Origin of the sequence: Actinomadura sp. 1N219, from assembly GCF_044326405.1 — a bacterium.
Lineage (GTDB): Bacteria > Actinomycetota > Actinomycetes > Streptosporangiales > Streptosporangiaceae > Spirillospora.
On the sequence record NZ_JBIRAY010000002.1, the window covers coordinates 225,010 to 248,942 of the forward strand.

Here is a 23,933-nt window from a genome sequence, read left to right on the forward strand (position 1 = left end):
CACTCCCCCGCGAGAGGGAAAGGGGAGGTCACTCGGGCTTGTCGCGCTCGGCGAGCTTGGCGAGGCGGGCGTTGTAGGAGGCGAGCTCGTCGTCCTCGGCCCGGCCGCCGGGGGCCGCCGCGCGGTCGGCCTTGCGGTCCATCCGCCGGGCCTGGCGCTGGTCGTGCACGTACCACTGGAACGCCAGGACGATCAGGACGATGAACGTCGGCACCTCGCCGAAGCCCCACGCGATCCCGCCGCCGGTGTGCTGGTCCTTCAGGATCGTCGTCCCCCACGTCGGGTCGACGGACGCGTACCAGCCGCGCGCCAGCGCCTGGCTCAGGTTCATCAGCGCGATGCCGAAGAACGCGTGGAACGGCATCGTGACGAACAGCAGCAGGAGCCGTCCCGGGTAGGGCAGCTTCTTCGGCGCCGGGTCGACGCCGAGGAGCACCCAGAAGAACAGGCTCCCGGCGGCCAGGAAGTGCAGCGTCATCGCGATGTGGCCGAGATGGTTGCGCATCGCGGCCTCGAACAGCGGCGTGAAGTACAGCGCGAACGTGCTCACGACGAAGATGAACGTCGCCACCGCCGGATGCGCGATGACGGCGAGGTAGCGGCTGTGCAGCATCGCGGTCAGCCACTCGCGCGGGCCCCGGTCGCCGCGGACGCGCGCGGGCTTGAGGGCGCGCAGCGCGAGCGTCGCCGGCGCGCCGAGGACCAGGAAGATCGGCGTCAGCATGTTCAGCACCATGTGCTGCGCCATGTGCACGCTGAAGAGGATCGGCGCGTACTTGGCGACGCCGGTCTGGGTGACGGCGACGATCGTCGCCAGCCCGATGAGCCAGGAGACGGTGCGTCCCAGCGGCCAGGCGTCGCCGCGCCGCCGCAGCCGGACGACCGCGGCGAGGTAGAGCCCGCCGAGGGCGATGACCAGCACGGCGAAGAACAGGTCGAACTGCCACAGGGTCGCCAGCCGCGCCGGGGTGATCTCCGGCGGCATGTCGTAGCCGAGCAGCGCCTTGACCGCCGACTCCGGCTCAGTCGGCGCGGGCGGCGCGGTACGGGCCAGCGCGACGGCGAGGCCCACCGCGGCGCCCATCACGACGGCCTCGGCGGACGCGAGCCGCGCGAACGACCACGGCCTGCCCGCCTCCAGGGCCGGAAGGGTGCGGTTGCGGTGCCACCAGCCGAACCAGCCCAGCACGCCGAGCAGGGCGATCTTGCCGAGGGCGAGCCGCCCGTAGTTCGTCTCGACCATCTCGACCGGGTCGGGCAGCCGGGCGATCACGTTCACCAGGCCGCTGGCGCCGACGACGATGTAGCACCACAGGGCCATGCGGCTGAACCGGTCGGCCATGACGGGCAGCCGGTCGCGGCGGAGCAGGGCGTGGACGCCGACGACGGCGAGGCCGCCGACCCACGGCGCGACCGCGGCGACGTGCAGCGCGACGCCGGTCGTCGCGACGGTGTGGTTGGCGGCGGACGCCGAATGCCCGGTCAGCGGCGCGGGCAGCAGCGCGATCCCGGCGAGCGCGAGCAGCCCGAACGCGGCGGCGGGCGTGGTGGTGGTGCGGGCCAGCAGCGCCACGACGACGGCCAGCAGCACCACGATCATCAGCGCGGTGCCCTGCGGCAGGGAGCCGACGTAGCTGCTCAGCTCGCTGCCGGTGACGACCTGCCCGACCGGCTGGCCGAGGACGTCCGCGACCGTGAACACGAGGGTGGCCGCCGCGGCCGCGGCCCAGACGGCGGCGAGCCAGGACGCGGCGCGCAGGTAGCCGACCGCGTCCTTGGACAGCCGTCCCGGGCCGCGTCCGCCTTCCTTGGAGCCTTCGCCGGGGCGTCCGGCCTCGATGGGCAGGAGCGCGGCGGCGGCGATCAGCGCGCCGACGGTCAGCGCGGACAGCAGGTCCATCGCCGCGCGGGACGCGGGCAGCCCCCAGCGGGTGAGGACGCCGGCGTCCCCCAGGCCGGGGATGACCTTCTCGGTGACGGAACCGCCGAGGACGAGCCCGCCCACCAGGACGGCGCCGCACGCGGCCACCGCGATCACGGCGGCGCGCACGACGCCCAGGGCGGCCCTGCTCACGTCCGGCTTGGCGTCCGGTGATCCTTGGGTGCTCATGGGAGGCCGGGTTCTGTGCGGGGTCGACGGGGCGCCTCTACCCTACTGAGCCCCCGGCACCGGCACGTCCCGGGTATCGGGGCGTTGCGGCTACACCCCGACGCATGTGAGGGCGCGGCGGTAGGCGGCCATGCGCGGCTCCTCCGCCGTCCCCGTCTCGGCGAGGACCTCGGCCAGGTCGAACCACGCCTGCGCGGCCTCCCGCGAGGACTCCATCTCCTCCAGGCAGGTCGCGGCGCGGGTCAGCACCTCGACCGCGCGGTCGCGGCGGCCGAGCCGGACCGACGCCTCGCCGAGCACCGTGAGCGCCCCGGCGGTGGCGCGGCGCGGCGCGTCCCCGAGCAGGTCCAGGGCCTCCTCGGCCAGCCGCACCGCCTCGGCGGGACGGCCGAGCGCCGTCTCCGCGCGGGCCAGCTCGGTCAGGCACCAGGCGACGTCGATCTCCCCGGACGAGCTGGCGTTGATCTCGCCGCGGACGCGGGCGAGCAGCTCGCGGGCGCGGGCGGCCTGGTCGGGCCGGGCGCGCAGCAGGAGCCCGGCGTAGATGACGCGGAGCCGGTTGAGGTTGCGCGGGTCCTCGCCGTCGCCGGCGAGCATCAGCGCCCGCTCGGCGAGGGTGACGCCGTCCTCGTACTCGCCGCGGATCTCGGCGACGTACGCGGCCTCCCAGTAGGCGACCATCCGGGCGCGGGGGCTGGCGATGCGCTCGGCCCGCTCGACGAGCTGCGTGGCGAGCTGCCGGGCCCGGACGAGGTCGCCGCGCTCGATGAACGCGGCGAGCAGCGCGGCCCCGAGGTGGACGGCGGCGTCCGTGGAGTCGGCGCCGGTCGCGATGAGGTGCCGCAGCGCGTTCTCGGCGGCCTGGACGCCCGCGCTGGTGTCGCCGCGCTCGCGCAGGCAGCGGCTCAGCGCGACGTGGACCTTCGCCCAGTGGTCGAGGTCGGCCTCGGCGGACGCCTCCTCGGTCAGCTCCGTGAGCTGCGCGATGGCCTCCTCCAGCTCGCCCGCGGCCTCCAGCGCGAGGGCGTGCCCCCAGCGCGCCTGGTGCAGCATCTCGGGCAGCGCCACGGCGTCGGCGCTGGCGAGCACCTCGGCGAACCTGGCCCGCGCCTCCACCGCCGCGCCGTTGCTCAGCGCGATCTCGGCGTAGTCGAGCGTGACGCGCAGCTCGTCGACGACGTCCTCGCTGACACCGCTGACCAGGTAGGTCGCCGAGCAGTTCAGCTTCGCCGCGAGCAGCTCCACCACGCTCGGCGCCGGCACCCGCTTGTCGCTCTCGATCAGCGAGATGTAGCTGTCGGACAGCTCGGGGAAGGCGAGCTGCGCCTGGCTCACGCCCTGCCTGATCCGCAGGGCGCGGATGCGCTGCCCCAGTGTCTCCCGATCCATCGTGTGACCACCGCCTACGGGAAGCTCGCCGGCTGCGCCGCGCGCAGGACGAGGATGAAGTCGACTCGCTCCTCAAGTGTGCCCAGATCACGGCCGGTCGGGGCTGCGATTCCGCTGATTCGGTACCGGAGCGTGTTCCGCACCAGCGCAGGCTATACCGGCTACCCTGTGCACGCCATTTCGAGATCACGCTGTGGAAAGCGGAGCCCGCGCATGCCCGACACCAACGCCGCCAGGACCGACGAATCACCGCCGGCGCGCGGGGGCGGACCGCTGGAACGGCTCTTCGATCTCTCCGGGCGCCGGACGACCGTGGCGCGCGAGCTGCGCGGCGGCGTCACCACGTTCTTCGCGATGGCGTACATCATCCTGCTGAACCCGATCATCCTCGGCGGGGCGAAGGACGTCACCGGGGCGACGCTGTCGATCCCGCAGCTGACGACGATGACGGCGCTGTCCGCGGCGATCGCCACGGTGATCATGGGCCTGGTCGGGAACGCTCCGCTGGCGCTCGCCGCCGGGCTCGGCATCAACGCGGTCGTGGCGTTCCAGGCCGCGCCGGTGATGACGTGGCCGCAGGCGATGGGCCTGGTGGTGATCGAGGGCGCGGTCATCGTGGTGCTGGCGCTCACCGGAATCCGCGAGCGGATCATGAACTCGATCCCGCTGGCGCTCAAGCACGCGATCGCGGTCGGCATCGGCGCGTTCATCGCGCTGGTCGGGTTCTACGACGCGGGGTTCGTCTCGTCCAGCGACATGAGCCCGCCGCTGGCGCTCGGCACCGGCGGCCACCTGTCGACGTGGCCCGCGCTGGTGTTCGCCGCCACCCTGCTGCTGATGATCGCCCTGTACGTGCGGCGGCTGCCGGGCGCCATCCTGATCAGCATCGTCGCCGGGACGGTGCTGGCCGTGCTCGTCCAGGAGAACGCGTCGATCAAGGAGGGCGGCTGGGGCGTGGTGACCCCGAACATGCCCGACAAGCTGTTCGCCACCCCCGACTTCGGGCTGTTCGGGGAGATCGACCTGTTCGGCGGGTTCGCGGAGGCGGGCGTGATCACCGCGCTGGTCGTGCTGTTCACGCTGGTGCTGTCGGGGTTCTTCGACGCGATGGGCACGATCCTCGGCATCAGCGACGAGGCCGGTCTGGTGAGCCCGAAGGGCGAGGTGCCGCGGCTCGGCCGGATCCTGTCGGTGGACGGCCTGTCCGCCGCGTTCGGCGGCGTGACCAGCTCGTCCGCCAACACCGTGTTCGTCGAGTCGGCGGCCGGCGTCGGGGAGGGCGCCCGGACGGGCCTCGCCAACATGGCCACCGGCGCGCTGTTCGCGGTGACGCTGTTCCTCACCCCGCTCGCCGCGACCGTCCCGGCGCAGGCCGCGGCGCCCGCGCTGGTCGTCGTCGGCGCGCTGATGATGACCCAGGTCGCCAAGGTCGCCTGGGACGACCTCGACATCGCGATCCCGGCGTTCCTCACCATCGTGCTGATGCCGTTCACCTACTCGATCACGATCGGGATCGGCGGCGGGATGGTGAGCTTCGCGCTGATCAAGCTGGCCAGGGGCCGGTGGCGCGAGGTCTCGGTGTGGCTGTGGCCCGTGGTGCTGCTGTTCCTGCTCTTCTTCGCGATCGAGCCGATCGAGCAGTGGCTGGACGTGCGGTAGCCGCCGTCCGCCACGCCTTCCCGAGGTCCTTTCTGGGCAACTCTCCGTTCATTTGGAAGTCCCAGGCGCGCTTGCGGGTGTCAAATAGTGCCGTCATGGCGTAAGCAGAAGGTAGGGCCTTACCCCCCGGCGTGAAAGGCGTGCCTGTGGTGTCCGCGGACTCTCCCCCGCACCTGTCTCCGCCAGGTCATGTGCTGCTGGCGCCCGGCAGGTTCGCGGGAGCGCTCACCGCGGCGCAGGCGGCCCGGCATCTCGCGGCCGGGCTGCGCCGCGCCCGGCCCGGCGTCCCGCTGGTCGAGCTGCCGGTCGCCGACGGCGGGGAGGGCACCGTCGAGGCGGCGGTCGCGGCCGGGTGGCGGCGGGTCGACGTCGAGGTGTGCGGGCCGACGTGCCGTCCCGTGACCGCGCGGCTGGCGGTGCACGGCCGCAGCGCCGTGGTGGAGCTCGCCGAGGCGTCCGGGCTGCGGCGGCTGCCGGGCGGGAAGCCGCGCCCGCTCGTCGCGTCCAGCCTCGGGACGGGGCAGCTGCTCGGGCACGCGGTGCGGCTCGGGGCGCGCCGGATCGTCCTCGGGCTCGGCGGCGGCGCCTGCACCGACGGCGGCGCGGGCCTCGTGCAGGGGCTCGGCGGGCGGCTGCTCGACGCGCTCGGCAAGGACCTGCCGCCCGGCGGCGCGGCGCTGCGGTCCCTGCACGCCCTCGACCTGCGCGGCCTGCCCGACATGTCGGGCATCGAGGTGGTGGTGGCCGGGGACGCGGCGGGGCCGCTGCTCGGCCGCACCGGGGCCGCCGCCGTGGACGGCCCGCGGCGCGGCGCGACCCGCGACGAGGTCCGGCTGCTGGACGCCGGCCTGCGCCGCTGGGCCGACCTGGCCGAGGCGGCGTCCCGGAAGGCGGCCCGCGACCTGCCAGGCGCCGGGACGGCCGGCGGCGTCGCGTTCGCCGCACTGACGTTCCTCGGCGCCACGATCGAGCCGGGCGCGTCCCTCATGCTCGACCTGATCGGCTTCGCCGAGAAGGCGCGCGGCGCGCGGCTGGTCGTCACCGGGGAGGGCTCGCTCGACACCCGGTCGCTGCGCGGCGCCGCGCCCATCGGGGTGGCCCGCGCCGCCGCCCGCGCGGGCGCGCCCGTCGTCGCCGTGGCCGGCAGGCGCGGCCTCACCGGCGAGCAGCTGCGCAAGGCGCGGATCCAGGGCGCGTACGCGCTGGCCGACATCGAGCCGGACCCGGAGCGCCGCGTCCGCCGGGCCGGGCCGCTGCTGGAGCAGTTGACGGTCGCGATCGCCGACGAGTGGCTCCCGCCGGCCGGCCCATAGGTCGGATCGCTCCAATGGCCCGCTGAAATTCCCATTCTCGGCACCGCCCTTACGGTCCGCCACGCCCGGGTTAGCCCTCGCTACAAGATCACCTTTAGCGCGCTGACCCGCGCGATGTCACGGTCGGTAATCATTTACTGGCGCGCGAGGTGGTCTTCGGCATCCGCTCCCTCTATGCTTGGCAGCCGGGGAGTGAGTAACGGAGAGACTGAACATGGGCCTTATTCGCGATGAGGATTTTTTGAGCCTCTGGCGCGAGCATGGAAAGGAACTGCCTTGGCGGGGCTACGCTCACCGGCTGAGCGTTCTGGCAGACGAAGAGGTGACCGAAAGCTACGTCCGCGTGTGGGTGCAGCGTAATCGCGAGCGCCTTCAGGAGCAGTACGGGGTCACGGTCGGAGCGCGGCGCGTCCGCGCCGACCGCGAGTTCGAGGCATGGCCTGACCTGCCACGCCGCGAACGCAACCAGAGCCTTTACCGCCTCCTCGAATACCACGCCCGGGTGCGCGCGCTGGGTCTCGACAATCTCGCCGCATCGGTGCGGGAAATGTACGTGACCGCCGTGCGCAACATTCGGAACGACAATCAGATCATCAGATACGATCCCCATCACGGGCTGTACCGCGATACCCGCACACCGGACGAGGCGGCGGCCGATCCGCTGTACGAGCGGATCTCCGAACCGAAATCCTCCTACGCGGCGCGGCAGCAGCAGAAGGTTGTCAGCGACTAGGCGGCCGAGACACCTCTACCGGATGCCTGACGGCCCTCGCGGTCCCGGTTCGGCCTCAACTCCTGGGTGGGGAGGAACTGTAAGGGAGTAACGGGGTTTGAGAGGCTCGGCTACGTGAGTGATATCAGGTCATTGGTCAGTACTGAGGTAATTGCCGACACAAACCTGGTGGCGCCCGATGGAGGTGCGCTCGTCTTCGTCGCGGACCGGACTCTCATCGCCTATGACCGGCCGGGCGAGACCACCGAGCATGACGACGTCTGGCTGGACGCGACGTTCGACTCCTTCGGAGTGACACACCTGCCCCCGCCCTCCTACGTCGTGGACGGTGAGCTCGCCGGCTGGCGCTGCTGGACGGTCCCGCTCAGTTGACGGGCCCGCGCGGGGCGCCCGAGGCCGGGGTCCGGCCGGGCCGGGACGCCCCCGTAGACGTCCCGGCTCGGTCACGGTCGCCCGGCGGCCGGCTCAGGAACCGGCGCCCGCCGTGGTGAGGGCGGCACTCTCGGCGTACGGACCGCGGGCTGGTGCAGCAGCCGGATCCGCACCACCCGGTAGGGGCTCGGCGCCCCTTCCGGCCACGCCCCGTGGACGGTCAGGATGCAGGCTCCACACTGTGAGCACACCCTCAGGGGCGGTAGCGGCTGCCGGTCGGACAGCCGGCCGAGCATCACCTCCAGGGTGGGGATCTGCGAGCACCGCTGCTGCGGTCCCTGGCACCTGTCGGTCTCCTCCACGACGGCCTCCTCCACGACGGCCTCCCCGGTGACGCCCGCGGCTCCCGCGGGCGATGACGCCACCGCCGGCAAGGCGGTGCACCGCCGCGCGGCGAGCGGCCGCGCGGCGAGCGGTGAACTTGGTTTCGCAGCGGCGGAGCGGACTGCCGCATCCGCACCCGCAGGTCCGGCGGCGGACGAGCCGCCATTGCTCCCGCAACAGCACGATCACGCACATCAGCAGACCGGCGACCAGCACGGACACCACCGACCCGAGCGCGCCGTGCACTCGCTCGAAGACCGGGAACATGAAATGATCTTCCATGGCTCCTCTCCTCACAGAGGACGGACAAGGACCCCGCCGTGGCAGCGGCGGGGTCCCAGTGTTACATGGGCTAAAAGTTTCGTCCATCACGGGATGATTACGACCTGACGTACGGAATAGTCAAGCAAGCGCTGGAACGCTCCATGTTCCATGGCGCACACGTCCACATAAAAACGCCCCCGGGTGAACGGCCTCCGATGCGTCCGGTAGGGCGCGATCACCGGACGGTCGAAGCGGTTCACCCGGAGGCGAGCGGGGTGACAGCGGGCTTAGCCCATGCTGCGTTTCCTGCGGGCCACGACGGGGGAGCCCGACCCCCCGGACTCCCCCGCTACCCGTGACCCCCCGTCCCCGCCCACAACCCCCCAGTTACATGAGCGGGGACGAGTAGCACCGTTTCCCCGAGTGGTGCTTAGCCCATGAAACACCATTGCCCTCAGACTGTCCAGTCAATCCGCTGACCGTGTTCCTGACGCCGCGTCCAAAATGGGTGGACTCGGACAAAACAGGAGGTCGGCGACAGGGTGCCCCACAAGGCTGCGGCATTGGCTTGCAAAAGCCTCTTAGCCCTTGTAACTTGACAGTTGTCCAGCTCGACCAGAGGCCGCCAGATGGCCACGCTGAAATGCCGAGGCCGGGCTGGACTCCTTCACCGGCACTCACTCCCCAGTGGCCGCCGGTGGACGGCCGAGAGGCCCTCACCGCCCAGGTGGGGGCCTCTTACTTTCCGGGCGGCTCCCGCCCCTCACCAGGCGCGATTTACACCCTGTCAGGGAAAAGACCGATGCCTTTCCATGCTGTGCATGGCCGGAGGGTGGCTCCGGACACCAGGCTGGAAGGCGTACAGCCTGGTCAGCGTTGACGGAGGAGCTCCCGTGAAGATCGGCGTCCCGCGCGAGGTCAAGAACCATGAGTACCGCGTGGCCATCACCCCGGCGGGGGTCCACGAGCTGACCCGCCACGGCCACGAGGTGTTCGTCGAGCGGAGCGCGGGGCTCGGCTCCGCCATCCCCGACGACGACTACGTCGGCGCGGGCGCCAAGGTCCTGGACGGCCCGGACGAGGTGTGGGCCGAGGGCGACCTGATCCTCAAGGTCAAGGAGCCGATCGAGCCCGAGTACCACCGGATGCGCGACGGCCAGGTCCTGTTCACCTACCTGCACCTGGCGGCGTCCCGCTCGTGCACGGACGCGCTGCTGTCCGCGGGCGTGACCGCGATCGCGTACGAGACCGTCCAGCTGCCCGACCGCTCCCTGCCGCTGCTGGCCCCCATGTCTGAGGTCGCCGGGCGGCTCGCCCCGCAGGTCGGCGCCTACCACCTGATGGCGTCCAACGGGGGACGCGGCGTCCTGCCCGGCGGGGTGCCCGGCGTGGCGGCGGCCAGGGTCGTCGTCATCGGCGGCGGCGTGTCCGGCCTCAACGCGGCGCAGATCGCCGTCGGGATGGGCGCGGACGTGACCGTCCTGGACGTCAACGTCGACCGCCTCCGCCACATCGACGCGATCTACCAGGGCCGCCTGCGCACCCTGGTGTCCAGCGTGTACACCGTCGAGCAGGAGGCCCGCGCCGCCGACCTCGTCATCGGCGCCGTGCTGATCCCGGGCGCCAAGGCCCCCAAGCTGATCTCCAACGACCTGGTCGCGAGCATGAAGCCCGGTTCGGTCCTCGTCGACATCGCCATCGACCAGGGCGGCTGCTTCGAGGACTCCCGTCCCACCACCCACGCCGACCCGACCTACCGGGTGCACGACTCGACGTTCTACTGCGTCGCCAACATGCCCGGAGCGGTGCCGAACACGTCCACGTACGCGCTCACCGGCGTCACGCTCCCCTACGCGCTCCAGATCGCCGAGAAGGGCTGGCGGCGCGCCCTGGAGTCCAACGCCGCCCTCGCCCGCGGCCTGAACACCCACGCCGGCGCCCTCGTCTACGACCACGTGGCCGAGGCGCACAACCTCCCCTACACCCCGCTCACCTCGGTCCTGGACTGAGCCGTGGACGCCGCCCCGGGCGGGTAGACCCTCCCCCATGGGTGAGCTGATCTTGCTGCGGCACGGGGAGACCGAGTGGAGCCGCACGCGCCGCCATACCGGGCGGACGGACGTCCCGCTGACCGCGCGGGGCGAGGACCAGGCGCGGGCGCTGCGCGGGGCGCTCGGCGGGCGCCGCGTCCTGCGGACGGTCGCCAGCCCGGCGGAGCGGGCGCGGCGGACGGCGGCGCTGGCCGGCCTGCCGGTGGACGACGTGGACCCCGACCTGTGGGAGTGGGACTACGGCGGCTACGAGGGGATCACCTCGGCGGCGATCCGGGAGGACAGGCCCGGCTGGTACCTGTGGGACGACGGCGTCGTCCCCGGCGACGCCGATCACCCGGGCGAGACCGTCGAGCAGGTCGGGAGGCGGGCCGACGCCGTGCTGGCGCGGGTGCGTCCGCTTCTGGCCGGTGACGACGGCGGCGAAGGCAGTGACGGCGGTGGCGACGGCGGGGATGTGGTGCTCGTGGCGCACGGGCACGTCCTGCGGGTGCTGACGGCGCGCTGGCTCGGCCTGGAGCCGGCGCGCGGACGGTCGTTCGCGCTGGAGACCGGGACGGTGTCGACGCTGGGCGCCGAGCACGGCCGTCCGGTGATCACCGCGTGGAACGTCCCGGCTCCGTAGCCCGCGCCAGCGCATAAAGTACCCATAGGGGGACGTCCCCCCGAGGGGTATCCGGGCGTGCGCCCCCGACGGATTGCGAGGACGGAGATGGCGACCAGCGAGACCCCAACCCGCGGGTACACGGCCACCAAGGACCAGCTGCAGACCCGGCTGGCGAGGATCGAGGGCCAGGTGCGCGGCATCGACCGGATGGTCGAGGAGGACCGCTACTGCATCGACATCCTCACCCAGATCAGCGCCGTCCAGGCCGCGCTGGACAAGGTGGCGCTCGGCCTGCTGGACGGGCACGTGCGGCACTGCGTGGCCGAGGGCGCCGAGGAGGGCAAGGGCGAGGCGATGTCGACCGAGCTGATGGCGGCCGTGGGCCGCCTCATGCGCCGCGGCTGACGCTCACCCGCCCCCGTCGCCGGGGCCGTGACAGCACGGGCCGCGGCTCTCGCCACGGCCGGCCCCGGGGGCGGGGCCGGGGCCGGGTTCGTGCAGGCCGGTGCTCTCCATGCTCTCGACGAGGATTCGCCAGCCGTGCAGGAAGTGCCGCCGCTCGACCGGGGTGAGCGCCTCCAGGGTCATCCGCAGCGGGCGGAGCCGGCGCCACGCGAACCGCTCGATCATGTCCCGGCGCGCCTCCGCGAGGCTGACGATCACACGCCGCCGGTCGTGCTCGTCCGGGCGCCGCTCGACGAAGCCGCCGCGCTGGAGCTCCCCGACGAGCTGGCTGACCGTCGCGGGGCTGAGCGCCATGTGCCGGGCCAGGACGCCCACCGGGGCGGGGCCGTTCAGGACGAGCGACATCAGCACGGGCACGTGCCGCGGGCCGAGCCCCGCCTCCCGCACCTGCGCGATGAGCTCGTGCGCGTCCTCGTGCCCGCCCGGCCCCTTCATGCCGCGGACGACCCGCCCCATGAGCTGGACCATCGCCTCCATGTCGGCGTGAACCTCGGCCTGAATCGACGTGTCTGCGGGCCCTGAGTCGTCCGACATACCTTGAAGTTCAACATATTTCGTGATCCACTGCCAACTCGTCGACCATCGGGGACCCGGGGCGTCCCGGGGCATTCAGGCAAGGGGGCCGATCATGGCCGAAAGCCCGTTCACGAAGACGGCGCCGCCCGGCGGCGCCGCCCGCGACGAGGGACTCGACCGGCAGATCATCGTGCTCGGCCTGGTCATCGTGTGCGGCACCGTGATGGCGATCCTGGACACCACGATCGTCAACGTCGCGCTGGAGACGCTCGGCCGCGACTTCGACACCGGGCTGTCCACCATCCAGTGGGTCGTCACCGGCTACCTGCTGGCGATGGGCACCGTCATCCCGCTCACCGGCTGGGCCATCGACCGGTTCGGCGGGCGCCGCGTGTGGATGACGTCGATCACGCTGTTCGTCCTCGGGTCCGCGCTGTCCGGCGCGGCCTGGAACATCGAGTCGCTGATCTTCTTCCGGGTGCTGCAGGGGCTCGGCGGCGGCATGCTGATGCCGACCGGCATGGCGATCCTGACGATGGCGGCCGGGGCGCACCGGATGGGCCGGATCATGAGCATCATCGGCGTCCCGATGCTGCTCGGGCCCGTCCTCGGGCCGGTGCTCGGCGGCTGGCTGGTCGAGGACGTCGACTGGCGCTGGATCTTCTTCGTGAACCTGCCGGTCGGCGCGGCCGCCCTGGCGCTGGCGTGGTGGCGGGTGCCGTCCGGCCCGGCGGAGCGCACCCCCTCGGCGCTCGACTGGCGCGGGCTGCTCCTGCTGCCGCCCGGGTTCGTGCTGCTGATCTACGGCCTGTCGACGGCGTCCAGCCATGGCGGGTTCGGCGACCCGGCCACGATCGCCTGGCTGGCCGGCGGCGTCGCCCTGGCGGGCCTGTTCGTGCTGCACAGCCTCCGGAGCCGGGAGCGCTCGCTGATCGACGTGCGGCTGTTCGCCGACCGGACGTTCGCGACCGCGGCCGGCGCGGTGTTCTTCGTCGGCGTCGCGCTGATGGCCTCGATGCTGCTGATCCCGCTGTACTACCAGACGGCGCGCGGCGAGGGCGCGCTCGCGGCCGGCCTACTGCTGGCCCCGCAGGGCCTCGGCGCCGCGACCGCGATGCCGATCGGCGGGGTGATCACCGACAAGTTCGGCGCGGGACGGATCGTGCCGATCGGCATCGTGCTGCTGGTCGCCGGCACGATCCCGTTCGCGCTGGTGGAGGCGGACACGTCCTACTGGCTGCTCGGCGCCGCGCTCTACGTGCGGGGCCTCGGGTTCGGCTGCACCATGATGCCGACGATGTCGTCGGCGCTGACGACGCTGCGCCGGGCGGCGGTCTCGCGGGCCAGCAGCACGCTGAACATCATCCTCCAGCTCGGCGGCGCGGTCGGCACGGCGCTGCTGGCGGTCATCCTGTCCCGGCAGATCAGCGACCGGATCCCGCAGGCGCCCGACGGCGGCGGCGCGGGCGGCATGGGCCAGGTCCCCGACCGGGTCCGCGAGCAGATCGCACCGAAGCTGGCGGACGCGTTCGGGCACACGTTCTGGGTCGCGATCGCCCTCACCGCGGTGCTGATCGTCCCGGCGCTGATGCTCCCCCGGCAGGGCGCCCGCGACAACGCCGACCCGGACGCCGTGGACGCGCCGCCGATCGCCTGAGCCGAGACAGGCGGGCCGGGCGGCGGGCGGGCCGGCCGGGCGCTCAGGACGCGATGGACAGGCCGGCCGGGCCCGCCTCGTGCTCGCGCGTGAGGCGCCTGGCCCGCTGGGCGTCCGGGGTGTAGCGGTACCGCTCCGGGACGACGCGGGTGGTCCGGTACAGGCCCTTGAGCGTCAGCGTGGCGGCCAGGTCGGACGTCGGCAGGCCCGGCAGCCCGTACATGCGGCGGGCCCAGCGCGGCAGCGTCGCGACGACCAGCATCCCGATGCCGGGCGCGGCGAGCTTCAGCGGCAGCAGCTGCCGCGGGACGGCCGGGCTGAACATCCGGCGCAGCCCGTCGCGGGCCTCCCGGCACGCCCAGATCCGGCCCCGCATGTCCGCGTAGTAGTCCTCCATCTCCGCGACGGAGGCGGGCACGTCCGCGGGGTCGAGGCCGACGACGGCGGCGGCGCGGCGCTGCTCGTCCACGAACGCGTCGGCGTCCGCGCGGGTCAGCGGCACCCCGGCGCGGCGCGCCACGTCCAGGTAGGAGTCGACCTCGCCCAGGTGGACCCAGAGGAGGTTCTCGGGGTCGTCCACCCGGAACGTCTCGCCGGTGCCGTGGTCGAGCCCGGTCAGCTTGGAGTGCAGCTTGCGGACGCGGCGGCCCACCCGCTCGACCTCCTCCTCCGTCCCGTAGGTGCGGACGCGGACGAACTCGACCGTCCGGCCGAGCCGCGCCCAGGCGGCGGACGGGTTCATGAGCTCGGAGTTCTGCGCGGTCCCCCACATCGTCCTCGGGTGCAGGGCCTGGAGGAGCAGCGCCCTGATCCCGCCGACCATCAGGACGGGCTCGCCCATGACGCGCCAGGTCACCGAGCCGGGCCCGAACAGCCCGTGGTCCTCGCCCGCTCCGCCCGCCTCGCCCGCGCCCTCGCGCGGGCCCGGTTCCTCGTGCACGTCGACCGCCTTCCGCCGCCGCGGCCGGCCGGCGACGTCCGCGCCGACCGGAGTAACTGAGGACTTACCCAATCACGGCGGGCGCCACACGATCAATCCCGTCATGGTGGGGGACGACCCCACACCCCCGGCACAAGCGTCAGTCGGTCTCGTCCTCCACGGCCTCGTCGCGCTCGCCGGGCTCGGTCTGCTCGGTGATCCAGGCGAGGTAGTCCATGCTGCCCGCCACGACCGGCGTCGCGATGATCTCGGGGGAGTCGTAGGAGTGCACCTCGGCGATCAGCGAGGCCAGCTCGTCGAACCGGTCGGCGGACGTCTTGAACAGCACCATCCACTCCTCCGCCGACTCGATCTCGTCCTCCCACCAGTAGGTGCTGGCGATCGGGCCGACGAGCTGCGCGCACGCCGCGAGCCGCTCCGCGACCGCGGACTTGGCCAGCTCGGCCGCCTCGGAGCGGGAGTCGGTCGTGGTCGTCACCTGGACGTAAGCGTGGGCCATGGCACGACTCCTTCCCCGTCGCCCGCCGGACACGCCCGACACGCCCGTCCGGACACGACGGCCGGCGCCGCTACCGCGCCGGCTGGACGACCATGGCGCTGCCGCCGCCCCGCCGGGCCGGCTCCGCGACCGCCTGGACGAGCCCCGGCCGCAGGATCTCCAGCCCCGTCGCGGCGCCGATCACGCCCGCCGGCGGGCCGGGGAACACCTCCAGCCGGTGCCCGCGCGCGGCCAGGTCCCGGCCGTACCAGTCGATGAAGGGCTGCTCGGCGAACACCTGCGGGGTGTTGCGCTGCGTCGCGCGCGGGAAGCTCAGCGCCGTGGGCAGGTCCATGCCGAGGTCGACGCGGTTCATCAGGGTCTGCAGGACGGTCGTGATGATCGTCGATCCGCCGGGCGTGCCGAGGGCCAGCATCGGCTGCCCGTCCTTGAGGACGAGCGTCGGCGCCATGCTGCTGCGCGGGCGCTTGTGCGGGCCCGGCGCGTTCGGGTCGGGCGGGCCGCCGGGCGGGGGCGGCTGGAGCGAGAAGTCGGTCAGCTCGTTGTTGAGCAGGAACCCGCGTCCGGGGACGGTGAGCGCGCTGCCGCCGAACTGCTCGATCGAGATCGTGTAGGCGACGACGTTGCCCCACTTGTCGGCGACGTTCAGGTGCGTGGTCTGCGGGCCCTCGAACGCCAGCGCCCGGGTCTGCGTGCCGGGCGGGACGCACGGCTCGTAGGAACCGTCCGGCGATCCGGGCGGGACGGGCGCGGCGGCGGCCTCGTCCGGCTTGATCAGGCAGGCGCGCTCGCGGGCGAACCCGGACGACAGGATCTCGTCCAGCGGCACGTCCACCTTGTCGGCGTCGCCCAGGTAGCGGCCGCGGTCGGCGTAGGCGAGCTTGGACGCCTCCAGGTAGTAGTGCAGGGCCGTCACCGGGTCGCGCCGGTCGAGCCGGAAGTTGCTCAGGATGCTGAGCGCCTCCCCGACCGTCGAGCCGCCGGACGACGACGGAGGCATCCCGTACACGTCCGTCCCCCGGTAGGGGACGTGCGTGGCCTTGCGCATCAGCGCCCGGTAGGCGGCCATGTCGCGGGCCTCCATCAGCCCCGGGCGGACGATGCGGGTCGCGGCGTGGTCCACCGGCGGCTTGGCGACCGTCCGCGCGACCTCCTCGCCGAGCCGTCCCTCGTAGAACCACTTCGTGCCGCGTTTCGCCAGCTCGCGGTAGGTGTCGGCGAGGTCGGGGTTGCGGAACGTCGCGCCGACCTCGGGCGGCTTCCCGTCCGGCAGGAACAGCTTGCGGGTCGGGACGATGTCGCGGAAGCGGGCCTCGTTCACCACGGTCTGGTCGCGGAACTCCTGGTCGACGACGAACCCGCGGTCGGCCAGCCTGATGGAGGGGCGCAGCAGGGTCTTCAGGTCGCGGGAGCCGAAGCGGCGCAGCGCGAGGTCCCACTGCGCGAGGGTGCCGGGGACGCCGACGCCGAGCCCGCTGGTCACGGCCTGGTCGAACGGGATCGCCTTGCCGGTGGCGGGGTCGACGAAGCCGTCCGCCCTCATCAGCCAGGGGGCGAACTCGCGGCCGTCGACGGCGTGGACGCGGCGGGTCTTGGCGTCGTAGTAGGTCATGTATCCGCCGCCGCCGATCGCCGCGACGAACGGCTCGGTGACGCCGAGCGCCGCCCCGGCCGCGACGGCCGCGTCCATCGCGTTGCCGCCGTCCTTCAGGACGTCGAGGGCGATCCGGCTGGCGTACGGGTCGACCGTCGACACCGCGCCGCCGTGGCCGGTCGCGACCGGCTGCTTGGCCGGGGGCGGTCCGGGCGCCGGGACGGACGCGAGCGTCCGGGCGATGGCGGGTACGCCGGGGACCGTCAGGGACGCGGCGGCGGCGACCGCGGCCACGAGGGCGGCCGTGCGGCGCGGCCGCCGTGAGCGCGGCCTCCGCGAGGCGGCGGGAGCGGTCGATCCGGTCGGTGCCGTCGGCGCCTTCGAGGACGATGGGGAGCGGAACATCGGGCCTCCAGATGAACGCGGCGACCCTACGGTGTCACCGATCTTCGTCCGATGCCACCGTCCGCACCGGCCGACCCCGGACGCCCCGCCCGCACCGTCCCGGCGGCGGGTCCGCAAGCTCGCGAACAAAGATCATAAAGCGCTTTCCCCGGAGCGATTCGGCGAATTTCCGCCTGGCCGGTCCGCCGGAACTCGTGCGAGTGTTAGCCCAGCGTGAGGGAGAGGCTGCGCCACGTCGCCGACCTGCCGCTTTGGCAGGATCCGACAACGCCCGGATGACACCAATCCCAAGGAAAACGTTGCGATTATGCTCATACCTGGTGAATTCTTAGGGACTTCGACAAGCCGTCACCTCGCGAACAGCGGCGCGGGTTCAGGCCTGGGGGGACACCTATGACCTGGGACATGCGCATGCGCAACAACATGTTCCGGCGCCTGCCGGTCGAGCAGGCGACCGGACGGCTCTATGGAGGCCGGCACCGGCTCCGCGTGGTCTACCGGACCCGCGACCTCGTCGTGCTCGGCCTCGGCGTGATGATCGGCTCCGGCATCTTCAAGATCGCCGGCGAGCAGGCCACCGCGACCGCCGGACCCGGCGTGCTCGTGTCGTTCCTCATCGCCGGCGGCGTCTGCCTGCTGGTCGCGCTCGCCCTCGCCGAGCTGTCGTCGATCATCCCCGTGGCGGGCAGCGCGTACTCGTTCAGCTACGTCGCGTTCGGCGAGATCTGGGCGTGGATCGTCGGCTGGGCGCTGGTGATGGAGCTGATGCTGGCGACCGCGGTGCTGGCGCGGGTCTGGTCGCTGTACGCGACGCAGGCGCTCGCCGACTTCGACGTGCCCGTCCCGGCGTGGCTCGGCGACCTGATCGGCCAGGAGAAGGGCCCGGACCTGTTCGCGCTCGGCATCCTGCTGCTGGTCATCGGGATGCTGGCGACCGGCAGCCGGCTGAGCCTGAAGACGCTCTGGTTCATGGTGATGGCCAAGGTCATCGTGATCGGGCTGGTCATCGCGACCGGCCTGAAGTTCTTCAGCCCCGGCAACCTCACCCCGTTCGTGCCGCCCTCCCAGCCCGCGCCCGAGGGCGACCAGACGATGCTGGACGCCATGCTCGGCGCCCTGGGCGGCGGGACGCCCGAGGTCTTCGGCGTCTGGGGCCTGTTCGCCGCCGCGCCCGCCATCGCGTTCGCCTACATCGGCTTCGACCTGATCGCGACGTCCGCCGAGGAGACCGACGACGCGCCCCGCAAGGTGCCGCGCGGCATCCTCACCGCCCTGATCACCGCCGTGGTGCTGTACGCGGCCGTCGCGGTCGCGCTCGTCGGCATGGTCGGCATGGACGGCTTCGCCAAGCTGAACCCCGACAAGCTGCTCATCGCCGCGGCGTTCGACTCGGTCGGCGCGGGCGCGATGGGCAAGCTCGTCGACGTCGGCGTGGTGCTCGCCCTGACCACCGTCATCCTGGTGCTGGTGATCAGCCTCACCCGGGTGGTGTTCTCGATGTCGCGGGACGGGCTGCTCCCCCGCCCGCTCGCGCACATGAGCCGCCGCTACAAGGTGCCGTCCCGGGCGACCCTGCTGTCCGGCGGCGTCGCGCTGGTGATCTCCCAGACGCTCGACGTGCTCACGCTCGAGCAGCTCGTGGTGATGGGGACGCTGTTCGCGTTCCTGTTCGTCCCGTCGGCGGTGGTGGCGCTGCGCCACACCCGGCCCGACCTGCACCGCCCGTTCCGCGTGCCGCTCGCCCCGGTCACCGCCGTGGTGACGGTCGTCGCGGTCGGCTGGCTGATGCTGAACCTGAAGGTCCAGACCTGGGGTTACTTCGGGATCTGGATGGTCGTCGGCATCCTGCTGTACCTGGTGTACGGGCGCCGGAAGAGCCAGATGAAGCTGCTGCTGGACGAGCCGCCGCCCGAGCGTCCGGCCGCCGGCCGGCTGACCGCGCCGCCTCCGGGGATCCCCGCGCTCCCCGCCCCGCCGCCTCCGGGGTACGGGCAGACCTCCCCGTACTCGCCGGGCGGCGGCCGGGCCGGGTCGCCGACGGGCGAGTACCCGGGACAGCACTCGTCCGGGGCGTGGCCGGGCGAGCAGCGTCCGGGCGCGCCGGAGAGCCCCTACCCGACCGGGCGGTACTCGGGACGGCACACGACCGGCGAGTTCTCTCGGGACGCCGATCCCCGCGAGTCGCCCCCTCCGTACACTCCGGGGTCGGGCGCGTCCGGGGGGTACGAGTCGCGCGACACGCGCGACACGTCCACGGACCTGTTCGGTGGCACGGACCCGTTCGCCTCCGGCGCCTACCCGTCCGGGCCGTACGACTCCGGCCCGCACCAGTCGGGTCCGCCGAGTTCGTCAGGACCGTACGACTCGGGGCCCTACGACTCCGGGAGGTCCGACTCCGGGCCTTACCCGTCCGGGCCGTACAGTTCCGGGTCCTACGGGTCCGACCCTTACGGCGCTGATCCGTACGGCTCCGGCTCCTACCAGCAAGATCGCCGCGAGAGCGGACGGCCGCGCGACGGGGAGCCCGAGGAGCCGCCGCCCCCCGGCGGGCGCCACCGCCGCTGAACCGGCGACCGCTGAGGCTGGTTCCCGAAATATCGGTTTTGTAAGGTTTCGCCGAACATAGCGGGCGCCGCTCCCACCGGGAGCGGTGCCCGCGCCTCGTCTCTGGCCGCATGCGGACTGGACACCGGCCCCCCGTCCGGGTTAGGTTGCACTCAACTTGAGATGAACTCATAATGAGACTTACTCAGTTCGAGATCGACAGGGAGGGGCGCGGGATGACTCCGGATCCGAGGCACGACGAGAGCGAGTTCCTCGCGAACTACGACCCGCGCGACTACGACCCGGTCTCCGTGACGGTGGACGTGGTCGCCCTCACCATCCGCGACGGCGCGCTGCACGTGCTCCTGGTGCGGCGCGGGAACGCCCCGTACGCCGGGATGTGGGCGCTGCCGGGCGGGTTCGTCCAGGCGGGCGGCCCGCTGCAGGGCACCGACGCCGAGGACCTGCCGGACGCGGCCGTCCGCGAGCTCGCCGAGGAGACCGGCCTCAGCGCCAAGGGCGGCGTCCTCGGGCGCATGCACCTGGAGCAGCTCGGCACCTACGGCTCCCCCGGCCGCGACCCGCGCATGCGCGTCATCTCCGTCGCCTACCTGGCGTTCGCGCCTGAACTGCCCGACCCGGAGGCGGGCGGCGACGCGGCCGACGCGGCCTGGGTGCCGGTGGACGCGCTCGGCCTCACCGAGTCCGGCGACCAGCGCCCGGGGACGACCCGCCGGCTGGCGTTCGACCACGCGCGGATCCTGTCGGACGGCCTGGAGCGGGCGCGCGGAAAGCTGGAGTACACGCCGCTCGCGACGGCGTTCTGCGGCGGCGAGTTCACGATCCCGGAGCTGCGCTCGGTGTACGAGGCGGTGTGGGGCGAGGAGCTGCACGCCGGCAACTTCCACCGGAAGGTCCTGTCGGTGCCCGGGTTCGTGGAGAGCACCGGCGAGACGTCCGACCGGGGCGGCCGGCGCGGGGGCCCGAAACCGCGGCTCTACCGCCCCGGAGACGCGCGCCTGCTGCACCCGGCCCTGTTGAGGCCGTCGCGAGAGGAGGAGATCAGATGAGCGAGCGAGAGCTGGACGACGCGCTGGCGCGGCTCGACCGGGTCCGCGTCCCGGCGGACCTGTTCGGGGACGACGAGGCCGAGGCGGCGCGGCGGTACCGGCGGCTGGTCCGGCTCGTCCACCCGGACGCGACCGGCGGCCGCACCCGCGACGCCTTCGTCCGGCTGAACGCGCTGTGGCGCACCTACACCCGCGGCGACGCGACCCTGATCACGACGCGCCGCCACGCGTACCGCCTCGCCGACACCGGTCCCGGCGCCGGAGCCGGGGACCCGATCGGCGGGGACCTGGCCGAGCTGTACGCGGCGCGCCGGGAGGCGGGCGGCCACGGCGTGCTGCTGAAGATGCCGCGCGATCCCCGCGACAGCGACCTGCTCGAACGCGAGGCCGTGGCGCTCCGGCAGCTCCCCAAGGACGGCGACGGGAAGTTCCTGCCGTACGTCCCGCGCCTCATCGAGTCGTTCCGGCACAGGGACGCCTCGACGGGCAGGCAGCGGCAGGTCAACGCGGTCGCCGCGCTGGACGGCTTCCACACCCTGGCCGAGGTCAAGCGGGCCTGCCCGGACGGCGTCGACCCGCGCGACGCGGCCTGGATGTGGCGGCGGCTGCTCGTCGGCCTCGGGTTCGCGCACCGCGCCGCCGTCCTGCACGGTGCCGTCCTCCCCGACCACGTGATGATCCACCCCGAGAAGCACGGGCTAGTCCTGGTCGACTGGTGCTACTCGGTGCCCGGCTGCTACGCGCACGTCGACTCGTCCGGGCGCGTGCCCGCGATGGTCGACCGGTACGCCGGCTGGTACCCGCCCGAGGTGCCGGGACGGCAGGCGGCGAACCCCGCCACCGACCTCTACATGGCCACCCGCTGCATGACCGACCTGATGGGCGACAAGGCCCCGAAGGCGATGCGCTCGTTCGCCCGCGGCTGCCTGCTGCCGGCGCAGAACCGGCGCCCCTCCGACGCCTGGCGCCTGCTGGCCGAGTTCGACGAGCTGCTGGAACGGCTCTACGGCCCGCGGCGCTTCCGCCCCTTCCACCTGCCCTCCGTCCACTGAAGGAGACGACCATGGGAAGCGGAAACTGGTCCACCGACGTCTACTCCGCCCGCGCGAGCTACCGCGCGTCCACCGGCGCCAGCGCGTTCGCCTACTCCGACGGCGGCGCCACCACCGTCCACCCCGACCTCGACCCGCGCGGCGTGACCGTCCGGGAGAGCCGGGATTCCGACGACCACCCCGAGTCGCTCGCGATCGGCGTCCTGTTCGACGTGACCGGCTCGATGGGGACCGTGCCGCGGACGCTGCAGACCAAGCTCCCCGACCTGCTCGGGCTGCTGCTGCGCAAGGGGTACGCCGAGCACCCGCACATCCTGTTCGGCGCGGTCGGCGACGCGACCTGCGACCGGGCGCCGCTCCAGATCGGCCAGTTCGAGGCCGACAACCGGATGGACGACGACCTCGGCAAGATCCTCCTCGAGGGCGGGGGCGGCGGCCAGATGCGCGAGTCGTACGAGCTGGCCATGTACTTCATGGCCCGGCACACCGCGATCGACTGCTTCGAGAAGCGCGGCCGGCGCGGCTACCTGTTCATGATCGGGGACGAGCTGGCGTACCCGAAGGTGAAGAAGCGCGAGATCGCGGGCGTCATCGGCGGCGAGCCGGACGAGGACGTCCCGGTCGCGGAACTCGTCCGCGAGCTGCAGCGGATGTACGACGTGTACTTCATCATCCCGGAGGGCGCCTACCACGCCGGCAGCCGGGAGCTGAAGGACTTCTGGCGGGACCTGCTCGGCCAGAACGTCCTCTACCTGGACGATCTCGACGCGGTCTGCGAGACGATCGCGCTGACCGTCGGGCTCGGCGAGGACGCCATCGACCTGGACGAGGGCCTGGAGCACCTGGAGGAGGCCGGTTCGGGCGCGGGCGCCTCGGTGTCGCGCGCCCTCGCGCGGCTGGACGCGTCCCGCGCGCCCGTCGCCGTGTCGTCCGCGCCGCCCGGGCTCGGCGCGTCGGGGCCGTCCAGGACGACCCGGCTCTAGCCCATGGGACACGTGATCGTCGTCGACCTCGGCTTCGGGGACGCGGGCAAGGGCACGGTCGTCGACCACCTCTGCTCCAAAGGCCCAGTGGCCGCGGTCGTCCGATTCAATGGCGGCGCGCAGGCGGCCCACAACGTCGTGCTGAACGACGGGCGCCATCACACGTTCGCCCAGTTCGGGTCGGGGACGTTCACGCCCGGCGTCCGGACGCACCTGTCCCGCTTCATGCTGGTCGACCCGCTGGCCCTCGCCGCCGAGGCCGGCCACCTGCGGGCGCTCGGCGTCGCGGACGCGCTCGACCGGCTCACCGCCGACCGGGACGCGCTGCTGACGACGCCGTACCACCGGGCCGCGAACCGCGCGCGGGAGTCCGCGCGCGGCGGGGCCCGCCACGGGTCGTGCGGCATGGGCATCGGCGAGACCGTCTCGTACGCCCTCGCGCACGCCGACGCGCCCCGCGTCGGCGACTGCCAGTCGCCGATACGCCTGCGGCGCCGGCTGTCGGCGCTGCGCGACTGGTATCTCGGCACGTTCCCGTCCGGAGAGGACGTCCCCGACGTCGACGCCTGCGCAGAGGCCTTCGCGGCGTTCGCCGAACGGGTCGAGATCGTCGGCGCCGGCCATCTCCGCCGCCTGCTCGGCGCCGGGAACGTGGTGTTCGAGGGCGCCCAGGGCGTCCTGCTGGACGAGTGGCACGGCTTCCACCCGTACACGACCTGGTCGACCACCACGTTCGCCAACGCGGAGACGCTGCTGGCGGAGGCGGGCGCGGCGGACGGGTCCGCGGCGCGGCTGGGGGTGCTGCGCGCGTACGCGACCCGCCACGGCCCCGGCCCGTTCGTCACCGAGGACCCGGCGCTGACCGCGGACCTGCCCGACCCGCACAACGCCGCGGGCCGCTGGCAGGGCGCGTTCCGCGTCGGCCACCTCGACGCCGTCGCGCTCCGCTACGCCCTGGACGTGACGGGCGGCGTGGACGGCCTGGCGGTCACGCATCTGGACGTCGCAGGGGCACGTCCAGACCTGCGGGTCTGCCTGGATTACGAGATCGGCGGGGAACGGGTCGGGCGCCTGGAGACAGGGCCGCCCGACCTCGGCCGCCAGGCCGCCCTCACCCGCCGGCTGTCCGCGGCCCGTCCCGTCTACGCGCCGCTCGGCCGCGCCGAGGAGACGATCGAGGACGTCCTGCAGACCCCGGTCGTCCTGCGCTCCTACGGCCCGACCGCCGCCCACAAGCGGGCTGGCCACCTTCGGACGCCCATTGACGTGAGCCTCCGCTGAGACCAAGATCGCGCAGAACGGCGCAGATCATCACGGAGGTGGGCG

At 73.0% G+C, this 23,933-nt stretch carries 20 protein-coding genes; 13 read left to right on the top strand and 7 right to left on the bottom strand.

What is annotated here, in order from left to right; genetic code table 11:
* Nucleotides 1-28: 28 nt before the first annotated feature.
* The 3 genes from ACH35V_RS09825 to ACH35V_RS09835 all read right to left on the bottom strand — a co-directional run bounded on the left by ACH35V_RS09825 (nt 29) and on the right by ACH35V_RS09835 (nt 3,642).
* Complete coding sequence (locus ACH35V_RS09825) at nt 29-2,110, bottom strand: cytochrome c oxidase assembly protein (RefSeq protein WP_395971451.1); 2,082 nt, start codon at nt 2,108-2,110, stop codon at nt 29-31.
* A 90-nt stretch (nt 2,111-2,200) separates the two neighbouring features.
* Nucleotides 2,201-3,499, bottom strand: coding sequence for a helix-turn-helix domain-containing protein (locus tag ACH35V_RS09830; RefSeq protein ID WP_395971453.1), 1,299 nt, complete (start codon nt 3,497-3,499; stop codon nt 2,201-2,203).
* Between the two features lie 14 nt (nt 3,500-3,513).
* The gene (locus ACH35V_RS09835; RefSeq protein WP_395971454.1) at nt 3,514-3,642 is read right to left on the bottom strand and encodes a hypothetical protein; all 129 of its coding nucleotides are present in this window, start codon (nt 3,640-3,642) and stop codon (nt 3,514-3,516) included.
* Nucleotides 3,643-3,712: 70 nt separating this feature from the next.
* On the opposite strand from ACH35V_RS09835, the gene ACH35V_RS09840 reads away from it, so the two are divergent.
* The 7 genes from ACH35V_RS09840 to ACH35V_RS09870 all read left to right on the top strand — a co-directional run bounded on the left by ACH35V_RS09840 (nt 3,713) and on the right by ACH35V_RS09870 (nt 11,287).
* Complete coding sequence (locus tag ACH35V_RS09840; protein WP_395971456.1) at nt 3,713-5,158, top strand: NCS2 family permease; 1,446 nt, start codon at nt 3,713-3,715, stop codon at nt 5,156-5,158.
* Nucleotides 5,159-5,307: 149 nt separating this feature from the next.
* Nucleotides 5,308-6,471 (top strand): glycerate kinase, encoded by a 1,164-nt coding sequence (locus tag ACH35V_RS09845; RefSeq protein ID WP_395971458.1) that lies wholly within the window; start codon nt 5,308-5,310, stop codon nt 6,469-6,471.
* Between the two features lie 214 nt (nt 6,472-6,685).
* Nucleotides 6,686-7,204: a hypothetical protein gene (locus tag ACH35V_RS09850; protein WP_395971460.1), complete on the top strand. Its 519-nt coding sequence runs from the start codon at nt 6,686-6,688 to the stop codon at nt 7,202-7,204.
* A gap of 168 nt (nt 7,205-7,372) precedes the next feature.
* Entirely contained in the window at nt 7,373-7,576 is a 204-nt protein-coding gene (locus ACH35V_RS09855) for a hypothetical protein (protein WP_395971462.1), read from the top strand.
* Between the two features lie 1,541 nt (nt 7,577-9,117).
* The gene (ald, locus tag ACH35V_RS09860; protein WP_395971464.1) at nt 9,118-10,233 is read left to right on the top strand and encodes an alanine dehydrogenase; all 1,116 of its coding nucleotides are present in this window, start codon (nt 9,118-9,120) and stop codon (nt 10,231-10,233) included.
* A gap of 37 nt (nt 10,234-10,270) precedes the next feature.
* Complete coding sequence (locus ACH35V_RS09865) at nt 10,271-10,900, top strand: histidine phosphatase family protein (RefSeq protein ID WP_395971466.1); 630 nt, start codon at nt 10,271-10,273, stop codon at nt 10,898-10,900.
* Between the two features lie 87 nt (nt 10,901-10,987).
* The gene (locus ACH35V_RS09870; protein WP_089312530.1) at nt 10,988-11,287 is read left to right on the top strand and encodes a metal-sensitive transcriptional regulator; all 300 of its coding nucleotides are present in this window, start codon (nt 10,988-10,990) and stop codon (nt 11,285-11,287) included.
* 3 nt (nt 11,288-11,290) lie between these two features.
* On the opposite strand, the gene ACH35V_RS09875 is transcribed toward ACH35V_RS09870, so the two are convergent.
* Nucleotides 11,291-11,881, bottom strand: coding sequence for a MarR family winged helix-turn-helix transcriptional regulator (locus ACH35V_RS09875; RefSeq protein ID WP_395971468.1), 591 nt, complete (start codon nt 11,879-11,881; stop codon nt 11,291-11,293).
* Nucleotides 11,882-11,975: 94 nt separating this feature from the next.
* Here ACH35V_RS09875 and ACH35V_RS09880 point away from each other — a divergent pair, with 94 nt between their 5' ends.
* A complete protein-coding gene (locus tag ACH35V_RS09880; RefSeq protein ID WP_395971470.1) occupies nt 11,976-13,520 on the top strand; it encodes a DHA2 family efflux MFS transporter permease subunit in 1,545 nt (514 codons plus the stop codon).
* A gap of 43 nt (nt 13,521-13,563) precedes the next feature.
* Here the strand turns inward: ACH35V_RS09880 and ACH35V_RS09885 are convergent, their stop codons facing one another.
* From ACH35V_RS09885 to ggt, 3 genes are all read right to left on the bottom strand, one after another.
* On the bottom strand, nt 13,564-14,460 hold the full coding sequence (locus ACH35V_RS09885; RefSeq protein WP_395971472.1) for an oxygenase MpaB family protein: 897 nt from the start codon (nt 14,458-14,460) through the stop codon (nt 13,564-13,566).
* A 139-nt stretch (nt 14,461-14,599) separates the two neighbouring features.
* Nucleotides 14,600-14,959, bottom strand: a complete 360-nt coding sequence (gene cutA / locus ACH35V_RS09890; RefSeq protein WP_395971474.1) for a divalent-cation tolerance protein CutA — start codon at nt 14,957-14,959, stop codon at nt 14,600-14,602.
* Between the two features lie 70 nt (nt 14,960-15,029).
* The gene (gene ggt / locus ACH35V_RS09895) at nt 15,030-16,847 is read right to left on the bottom strand and encodes a gamma-glutamyltransferase (protein ID WP_395971476.1); all 1,818 of its coding nucleotides are present in this window, start codon (nt 16,845-16,847) and stop codon (nt 15,030-15,032) included.
* A 504-nt stretch (nt 16,848-17,351) separates the two neighbouring features.
* Between ggt and ACH35V_RS09900 the strand changes: the two genes are divergently transcribed.
* The 5 genes from ACH35V_RS09900 to ACH35V_RS09920 all read left to right on the top strand — a co-directional run bounded on the left by ACH35V_RS09900 (nt 17,352) and on the right by ACH35V_RS09920 (nt 23,888).
* The gene (locus tag ACH35V_RS09900; RefSeq protein ID WP_395971478.1) at nt 17,352-19,523 is read left to right on the top strand and encodes an amino acid permease; all 2,172 of its coding nucleotides are present in this window, start codon (nt 17,352-17,354) and stop codon (nt 19,521-19,523) included.
* Nucleotides 19,524-19,738: 215 nt separating this feature from the next.
* Nucleotides 19,739-20,572 (top strand): NUDIX domain-containing protein, encoded by an 834-nt coding sequence (locus ACH35V_RS09905; protein ID WP_395971480.1) that lies wholly within the window; start codon nt 19,739-19,741, stop codon nt 20,570-20,572.
* Nucleotides 20,569-21,624: a molecular chaperone DnaJ gene (locus tag ACH35V_RS09910; protein ID WP_395971482.1), complete on the top strand. Its 1,056-nt coding sequence runs from the start codon at nt 20,569-20,571 to the stop codon at nt 21,622-21,624. Before ACH35V_RS09905 ends, ACH35V_RS09910 begins: the two co-directional genes overlap by 4 nt.
* 11 nt (nt 21,625-21,635) lie before the next feature.
* A complete protein-coding gene (locus ACH35V_RS09915) occupies nt 21,636-22,607 on the top strand; it encodes a hypothetical protein (protein ID WP_395971484.1) in 972 nt (323 codons plus the stop codon).
* Between the two features lie 3 nt (nt 22,608-22,610).
* Nucleotides 22,611-23,888, top strand: coding sequence for an adenylosuccinate synthetase (locus ACH35V_RS09920; protein WP_395971486.1), 1,278 nt, complete (start codon nt 22,611-22,613; stop codon nt 23,886-23,888).
* Nucleotides 23,889-23,933: the final 45 nt, after the last annotated feature.